Raw genomic sequence first — 6113 nt, forward strand, 5'->3', positions numbered from 1 at the left:
GTGGGCGGCCGGCGCCTGCGCGGCGGCGAGGCCGGGCAGCAGCGTGGCGGCCAGGCCCGCCAGCAGCGGACGGCGGGAGATCGTGGACAGGGTATCGGGCATGCGGCGGCCTCGCGGAAAGGGCCGGGGGCGTCGCCGCCCCCGGACCCGGCATTCTCCGCATGAAAGGCGGCGGGGCAGAAGGGGGGAGGCCGGCATGGCTGCCCCCGAAGCTTCGGCCCCGCGGCGCGTCACGAGCGGCGACGACGCTCGGCAGCTTCCTCGCGGCGCAGCTGGACGATCGGCTCGAACTGCTCGTGGGTGACCTCGGCATAGCCGAGCCCGCCGCCGCGCTCGACCTGGGCGTAGATGTCCGGGTGGCTCGAGGGCAGCGCCAGGTGGAAGTTGGTGAAGTCGCGCTTGAAGGCCTCCGGCAGCTCCTTGCGGACCACCAGCGGGCCGTTCAGGATCGGCCGCGACTTCCAGATGATGTTCACGTCGCTCATGTTGAGCATCTTCTTCTCCACCATCGCGCGCAGGTTGCCGCGGGTGAAGCCTTCCGACATCTCGCCCTGGCCCGAGGCCCAGGTGCAGCAGCCGTCATACTGCTTCTGCAGCACGGCGACGACCGCCTGCTCGTGCCCGCCGGCGAAGCCGGTGCGCGAGAAGTAGCTGTTGATGTCGATATTGGCGCCGCGCAGCTCCGAGCGGGGGACCAGGTAGCCCGAGGTGGAGTTCGGGTCGGCCCAGGCCAGCGACTTGCCGCGCATCTGCTCGAGCGAGGTGATGCCGCTGTCCTTGCGGGTGACGAGCACCGAGATGTAGCTGATGCCGCCATCGGCCTCGCGCGGCACCACCAGCGGCTGCACGGCGCCGTTGGTGTCGAGCCAGGTGCCGGCATAGCCCGAGGCGCCCATCGAGGAGGCCTCGATCTGACGGGCCGAGAAGGCCTGCATCACGCCGGCATAATCGGCCGCCGGGTAGAGGCGGGTCGGCACCTTGAAGGTGTCCTCGATCAGCTTGCGATAGGCGTCGAAGCGGCCGAGGCGGTCGCTCTCATTCTCGCCGCCGAGCAGGCCGATGCGGATCTGCGGCACGTCCTTGGCCCAGGGGCGCTCGCCGGCGGCGGGCATCGCCACGGCCTGGGCCGCAGCCGGGGCTTGGGCGCGCAGGGCAGCAGGCAGCAGGGCGGAACCGGCGACGAGGCCGGCCAGCGTGCGACGGGTGATCATGGATCTCTCCTTGGGGTCCCCGCGGCCTCAGGCGGCGGGGCAGGTCTGGTTCAGGCGGAGAGCGCTTCCGCCTGGCTGGGTCCGGCGCCCCCGGGAGCCGCGCGCCGGGGCGGCGGCTCCATGGCGCTCTGCTCGTCGAACTCGGCTTCCGACACGCCATAGATCTCGCGCAGCTTCGAGGCGGTCAGCGCGGCGGGCGGGCCGTCGAACATCATGCGGCCGCCCTGCATGGCGACGATGCGGTCGCAATATTCGCGGGCGGTGTCGAGGTGGTGCAGGTTGCACAGCACGGTGATGCCGTCGCGCTTGTTCACGTCGCGCAGCGCGTCCATCACGGTGCGGGCGTTGCGCGGGTCGAGGCTGGCGATGGGCTCGTCGGCCAGGATCAGCCGCGGCTCCTGCATCAGGGCGCGGGCGATGGCGACGCGCTGCTGCTGGCCGCCCGACAGGGTGTCGGCGCGCTGCAGCGCCTGGTTGGCCAGGTCGAAGCGGTCCAGCGCCATCAGCGCCATGGCCCGCTCCTCGGCCGGGAAATGCTTGAACAGCGTGGCCAGCGTGCCGAGGAAGCCCGGATGGTGGTTCAGCCGGCCGACCAGCACATTGGTCAGCACATCCATCCGCTGCGACAGGTTGAACTGCTGGAAGATCATGCCGCAGCGGGTGCGCCAGTCGCGCAGCGCCTGCCCACGCAGCGCCGTGACATCGACGCCGTCATGCAGGATGCGGCCTTCGGAAGGCTCGGTCAGCCGGTTGATCATGCGCAGCAGGGTCGACTTGCCGGCACCCGAGCGGCCGATCACGCCCACCATCTGCCCGGCGGGCACGGAGAGGCTGACGCGGTCCACCGCGGTCGTCGCGCCAAAGCGGCGCGAGAGATTGTCGAGCTGAAGCATCGGCCATCCTTCGCAACGCGGAGCCCTATAGGGCCCCCGCATGACAGGCGAATGACAGCGACATGACAAGCGCGTGGAGGCTTGGGCAGGGCCGGGCTGGGGGAATAATGCGGCCCCCCAGCGGGCCCGCGCGCCCCCTTCAGGCGGCGCGCACCGCCTTGATGAAGCCGCCGACCTCGACGCCCAGCTGGCCGGCCTGCTGGGCGACCTGGCCGGCGGCCTCCAGCACGTCCTGGGCGGATTGGCCGGTGACGCTCGCGGCCTGGCTGACGCCGGTGATGTTCAGCGTCACCTCCCGCGTCGAGACGGCGGTCTTTTGGACCGAGCGGGCGATTTCCTGGGTGGCCTGGCCCTGCTCGTCGACGGCGGTCGCGATGCTGCCGGCGATGTTGCTGATCTCGCCGATGGTGCCGCCGATGCCCTGGATGGCGCCCACCGCCTCCTGCGTCGCGGTCTGGATCTGGGCGATCTGGGCGCTGATTTCTTCCGTGGCCTTGGCGGTCTGGCTGGCCAGGTTCTTCACCTCCGACGCCACCACGGCGAAGCCCTTGCCGGCCTCGCCGGCGCGGGCCGCCTCGATGGTGGCGTTCAGCGCCAGCAGGTTGGTCTGGCCGGCGATGTTGTTGATCAGCCCGATCACGTCGCCGATGCGCTGGGCGCCGGTGGCCAGGGCGCGCACGGTGGCGTCGGTGCGCTGCATCTCGGCGGTGGCGCGGGCGGTGATGGTGGCCGATTGCGCCACCTGCCGGTTGATCTCGGCGATCGAGGCGGTCAGCTGCTCCACCGCGGCGGCGACGGTCTGCACGCCGCCGCTGGTCTCCTCGGCGGCATTGGCCACGGCGCTGGCCTGGCGGTCGGCCTGGCCGGCGGTGTCGCTCATCGAGCGGGCGGTGGCCTCCAGCTCGGCGGCGGCGGCGGAGAGGTGGTTGGACAGCCCGCTGGCCGCCTGCTCGAAGCCTTTCACCAGCCCGTCCATGCGCTGGCTGCGCTCCTGCCGGCGCTGCTGGGCGGCGGCCTGCTCGGCGCCCAGCCGCTCGGCCTCGGCCATGCTGTCGCGGAAGACGGCGACGGCGGTGGCCATGCCGCCGATCTCGTCGCGGCGGCCATTGCCGGGAATCGGGCTGGCCATGTCGCGCTGCGCCAGGCGGCGCATGCGGTCGGCGATCTGGTTGACCGGCCGCGCCAGGTCCAGCGTCAGCCACAGCGCGGCGCCGAGCGCCACCAGCAGGGTGACCGCGGCCAGCAGCCCGCTGAGCCACATCGATTCGGAGAAGGTGGCGGCGGCCTCGGCCTGGCTGCGCTGGGCGCCCTCGCGATTGGCCTGCTTGGCGGCCTCCAGCGCTTCCCAGGCCTGGTTGAAGATGGCGGCGGCCGGCGCGCTGAAGGCGATGATGGCGGCGGACTGGTCCTGCAGGCTCTGGGCGAAGACGCGGTCCTGGGTCGCCAGGTAGTTCTGCCAGTGCTGGGTGAAGGCGGCATAGGCGGCGCGCTCGGCGGGCTCGGAGATCAGCGCGGCATAGGCCTGCATGGCCTGCTTCAGCGCGGTGCTGCGGGTCTCCAGCCGGGCCAGGGCCTCGGCCCGGGCGGCCGGGCTCTCGGCGGTCACCACCTGGAAGGCGACCAGCCGCACCCGCGTCGCGGTGCCGCGCAGGTCGCCCAGCGCATCGACCGCCGGCATCCAGTTGGTGGCCAGGTCCAGCGTCGCATGGTTGACCGAGCGCAGCGCCATGGCGCCGATGCCGCCCATCGCCAGGACCATGACCAGCAGCGTGCCGAAGGCGAGGCCCAGCTTGCTGCGGATGCCGAGATTGCTGAGGAAGGACATGGATCGCGGGGCTCCTGCAGGCGCGGCCGGCGCGCCCTGGCCCTGATCTAGCCCCGCCAAGCTTAACGGCCGGATTATGCCCCGGCAGAAACCGCGGTCAGCGCCCCAGCAGCACCAGGATCACGCCGCCGACGACGATGATCGAGCCCGCCACCTCGCTGCGCTTCAGGCTCTCCTTCAAATAGAAGCGGCTGAACAGCAAGGTGAAGAGAATCTCGGTCTGGCCCAGGGCGCGCACCATGGCGACCGGGGCCAGGGCGAAGCCGCTGAACCAGCAGGCCGAGCCGCAGGCCGAGAGGGCGCCGACGGGGGCGCTGCTGCGCCAGGTGGCGAAGACGGCGCGCAGCTGGGCGGGCTCGCGCCAGGCCAGCCAGCTGCCCTGCATCAGCGTCTGCAGGATATTGGTGAAGACCAGGGTGACCAGGGCGCGCAGCACCGGGTCGGGATGCGACAGCTCCAGATTGGCCGACTTGATCAGGATCGAGGTCAGGGCGAAGCAGCCGCCGGCCCCCAGCCCGTAGAGCGCCGCCGGCTGCAGCGTCGAATGCACCAGCTCGGCCAGCGTCAGCTTCTTGCCGGCCAGCGACAGGTAGAGCACGCCGCAGACGCCGATGGCGATGCCGGTCCAGGCCAGCGGCGACAGCTGCTCGCCCAGCAGCAGCAGGGCCAGGATCGCGCCCTGCACGGCCTCGGTCTTGGCATAGGCGGTGCCGACGGCGAAGCCGCGGGCGCCGAAGGCCATGATCAGCAGGTTGGTGCCGAGGATCTGCATCAACCCCCCGGCCGCGGCGAAGGCCAGGAAGCCCCAGGTGGGCGGCGGCGGCACCAGGCCGAAGATCGCGGCATAGAGGCCAAGCAGCGCCATCCCCACCGGCACGCCATAGAGATAGCGCACCACCCCCGCCGCATTGACCGACAGCTGGCCGCGCAGCTTCTGCTGCAGGGCGGTGCGCCAGGTCTGCAGCAGCGCGGCGGCGAGGGTGGTGGCGATCCAGAGCGGCATGGGCGGTCCCGTCAGGACGCGGGGATGCCGCGCCGTCGGGATCGCAGCTTAAGCGAAGGGCAGCGGATTGCACCCCCGCCAGCCGCGCCGGTTGCGTAGCTTTGTTATGCGAAAGGCGGGATGCGCGACATTTAATTGCCGCGTCGCCCGCCCCGGCTCAGGCCGCCCGCCCGGAAGCCGGCGCGGGCATCGGGGCGGGCGGCTGCGATGCCAGCTCCAGCGGCTTGGCCGGGCCGAAGACGCCGTTGAAGGTTTCCACCACCACGCCGCGGAACCAGCGCTCGGCCGGGTCGCGGTCCTGGCTTTCGGTCCAGGCCATGGCATTGGGCATCGGCGCCGGCGCCACCGGCGGCTGGTCCACCGCCAGGTTGGCGCGGATCGCCAGCCGCTCGCCGACGAAATCCGGCACCGTGGCCACCAGGTCGGTGCCCGGCAGCACGGCCGAGAGCAGCGCGAAGGAGCTGACGCCGACCACCACCCGCCGCTGCAGCCCCTGCTGGTGCAGCAGCGCGTCGACCAGGCCGCTCAGATCGCCGCGTGGAGAAATCAGCGCGTGGCTGCGCGAGCAGAAATCCTCGACCGTCTCGACCGGCGGCGTCGAGGGGTCGCGCAGCAGCACCCAGTCGGCATGGCGCAGCACCCGCAGCCGCGCATTGGCCGGCAGGTCCTGGCCGAGGAAGCCCAGCGCCAGGCCGATCTCGCCCTGGGCGAGCATCGCCGGCAGGGTGCGGTGGTCGCCGGTGCGCATCGACAGGTCGCAGCGCGGCGCCTCCTGCCGCAGCCGCGCCAGCAGCGGCGGCAGCAGGGCGAAGGCCACCGCGTCGGTGGCGCCCAGCTGGAAGCTGTGCGCGTCGCGGCCGGGCTCGAAGGGGGTGGCGGCGGAGACCTCGGCATCGAGCTGGCGCAGCCGCGGCGCGATGGCGGCATAGAGCGCCTCGGCCCGCGGGGTCAGCCGCAGCTCGCTGCCCTGGCGCACCAGCAGCGGGTCGTCGAACTGCGCGCGCAGCCGCTTCAGCCCGCCGGAGGCCGCCGGCTGCGACAGGAACAGGCGTTCCCCGGCGCGGGTGACATGGCGCTCCTCGGCCAGCGCGACGAACAGCCGCAGCAGGTTCAGGTCGGGCACATGGTGGTGGTGGTGCGGGGCCTGGTTCATGCGCAGGGGGGATTTCGCCAAAGGGGGC

General features: G+C 72.2%; 5 protein-coding genes. All 5 read right to left on the bottom strand.

What is annotated here, in order from left to right; translation table 11 throughout:
- Nucleotides 1-230 precede the first annotated feature (230 nt).
- Nucleotides 231-1211, bottom strand: coding sequence for a phosphate/phosphite/phosphonate ABC transporter substrate-binding protein (gene phnD, locus GVN67_RS27695; RefSeq protein WP_160000542.1), 981 nt, complete (start codon nucleotides 1209-1211; stop codon nucleotides 231-233).
- A 50-nt stretch (nucleotides 1212-1261) separates the two neighbouring features.
- A complete protein-coding gene (phnC, locus tag GVN67_RS27700) occupies nucleotides 1262-2104 on the bottom strand; it encodes a phosphonate ABC transporter ATP-binding protein (protein ID WP_160000543.1) in 843 nt (280 codons plus the stop codon).
- Between the two features lie 139 nt (nucleotides 2105-2243).
- Nucleotides 2244-3929, bottom strand: a complete 1686-nt coding sequence (locus GVN67_RS27705) for a methyl-accepting chemotaxis protein (protein WP_160000544.1) — start codon at nucleotides 3927-3929, stop codon at nucleotides 2244-2246.
- Nucleotides 3930-4026: 97 nt separating this feature from the next.
- Nucleotides 4027-4932 (bottom strand): DMT family transporter, encoded by a 906-nt coding sequence (locus tag GVN67_RS27710; RefSeq protein ID WP_160000545.1) that lies wholly within the window; start codon nucleotides 4930-4932, stop codon nucleotides 4027-4029.
- Nucleotides 4933-5089: 157 nt separating this feature from the next.
- The gene (locus tag GVN67_RS27715) at nucleotides 5090-6085 is read right to left on the bottom strand and encodes a LysR family transcriptional regulator (protein ID WP_160000546.1); all 996 of its coding nucleotides are present in this window, start codon (nucleotides 6083-6085) and stop codon (nucleotides 5090-5092) included.
- Between the last annotated feature and the right edge of the window lie 28 nt (nucleotides 6086-6113).

Source organism: Roseomonas sp. 18066, from assembly GCF_902706185.1.
Taxonomy (GTDB): domain Bacteria; phylum Pseudomonadota; class Alphaproteobacteria; order Acetobacterales; family Acetobacteraceae; genus Pseudoroseomonas.